A 699-nucleotide genomic window follows, 5' to 3' on the forward strand; every position below is an offset into this window, starting at 1 on the left:
TTCCGGGCCGCCGAGAAAGACGGTCCGCGTGCCCGTGCCGACGATGAGATCGGCAAGGGCTGCATGCAGCTTGGCCGAATGGTCGCCGAGTTCGAGCATATCGCCGAGCACGGCGATGCGGCGGCCCTCGCCCGTCACAGGCGTCGCGTTGAGCAATGCCATGGCAGCAGCCATCGATGCCGGATTGGCGTTGTAGCTTTCGTCGATCAGCGTGATCAGTCCACCTGGGTAGCTCGAAGTCGAGCCACCGGGATGGCGCAGCACATGGCGCTTGCCGCGCCCGCGCTCGGCAGAGAGATCGGCCAGTGCTGAAGCCACCTTGTCGAGATCGGCGCCGACCAGATGCGCCGCACCCAACACCGCCAGCACGTTCTGCACCATATGGCGGCCGGGCGCGCCGATCCGCGCCGTCACTTCGTGGCCGCCGATCCTGGCGATGATGTCGGAGTGATCCGCATGCAGTTCGCATTTGGTGAGCTTGAAGGTAGAGCGCGCATTCTCGCCGAAGCCGTAGACGTGCTCGACACCGGTGGCATGAGCCATCTTGTCGAGCAGCTTGAAGCGCGCATCGTCGCGGTTGAGGACGACGGCGCCCTCGGGCTCCAGCCCTTCGAAAATCTCGGCCTTGGCCTTGGCGATCTCGTCCAGATTGCGGAAAAAACCGAGATGCGCGGCCGCGATCATGGTGACGATGGCGAC

Annotated in this window: 1 protein-coding gene; it reads right to left on the reverse strand. The window is 64.8% G+C overall.

Going from position 1 to position 699, the window contains the following annotated elements:
• A partial coding sequence (locus tag EOB80_RS34305; protein ID WP_245466514.1) for a Mur ligase family protein occupies positions 1-699 on the reverse strand: 699 nt, incomplete at both ends.

Source organism: Mesorhizobium sp. M7A.F.Ca.MR.245.00.0.0 (assembly GCF_003997415.1).
Classification (GTDB): domain Bacteria; phylum Pseudomonadota; class Alphaproteobacteria; order Rhizobiales; family Rhizobiaceae; genus Mesorhizobium.